Raw genomic sequence first — 1037 nt, forward strand, 5'->3', positions numbered from 1 at the left:
AGCCAGTACCGGTGGTGTTGGAAGGGGTAGGTGGGCAGGTCCACGGTGTGGGCGTGGGGGTAAAGGTCGCGCCAGTGGGGACTATGGCCGTGGGTGTGGAGTTGGGCCAGGGTGTGGGCGATCATGTCCAGATCGGGGCGATCGCGGCGCAGGGTAGGAATGACCGCGCTGTGCTGCTGGTGGGGGTGATCGGCCAGGGTGTCCGACAAGGCGGTGGCCAGGACGGGGTGGGCGGCCAACTCGACAAACAGGTGCGGGCCCTGAGCCAGCAAGCTGGTGACCGTGTCGTAGAAGTGCACTGGTTGGCGCAGGTTGGCATACCAGTAGTCGGCGTCCATGGTGGTGGTGTCAAGGGGATAGGGTGACGCCGCGCTGGGCACGGTGGAATACAGCGGGGTGTGGGCGCTTTGGGGGTGCAGGCCGGCCAGGTTGTCCAGTAGGTCGTGGCGCAGGGGTTCGACATGGGCGCAGTGGGAGGCGTAGTCCACGCTGATGGGCCGGGCCTGGATGCCTTGGTGCTCGCAGCTGGCCAGGAACTGTTCGATCGCGTGGGTAGGGCCGCTGATGACGGTTTGGGCCGGCCCGTTGATCGCGGCGATGCTCAGTTCGCTGTGGTGGTGGAGCTGGTGGGCCACGGTGTCGGCATCAAGCAGTACCGAGGCCATGGTGCCGGTTGCGGCCAGTTGGGCCAGTGCTGCGCTGCGCAGCGCGACAATCTTGGCGGCTTCGGGCAGGCTCAGCGCCCCGGCGATGTAGGCCGCAGCGATTTCTCCTTGGGAGTGTCCGATCACCGCATCGGCGGTGATGCCGTAACCGCGCAGGGTTTCGGCGAGCGCCACCATCACGGCAAATAAGACCGGCTGGACCACATCGACTCGATCCAGCGAGGGTGCGTTGTGGTGCTGGGTAATGACCTCGCGTACTGACCAGCCGGTGTAAGGCTGCAACGCCTGATCACACTCGTCGAGGGCGGCGGCGAATCCGCGGTGGTGGTTGTAGAGGTCGGCGGCCATACCCGGGTATTGAGCGCCTTGACC

At 66.1% G+C, this 1037-nt stretch carries 1 protein-coding gene; it reads right to left on the reverse strand.

What is annotated here, in order from left to right; genetic code table 11:
* Window positions 1-1037 (reverse strand): acyltransferase domain-containing protein (locus AWC27_RS11210; protein WP_139836917.1); only part of this gene is annotated, 1037 nt, incomplete at both ends.

It is taken from the genome of Mycobacterium szulgai (assembly GCF_002116635.1).
Classification (GTDB): domain Bacteria; phylum Actinomycetota; class Actinomycetes; order Mycobacteriales; family Mycobacteriaceae; genus Mycobacterium; species Mycobacterium szulgai.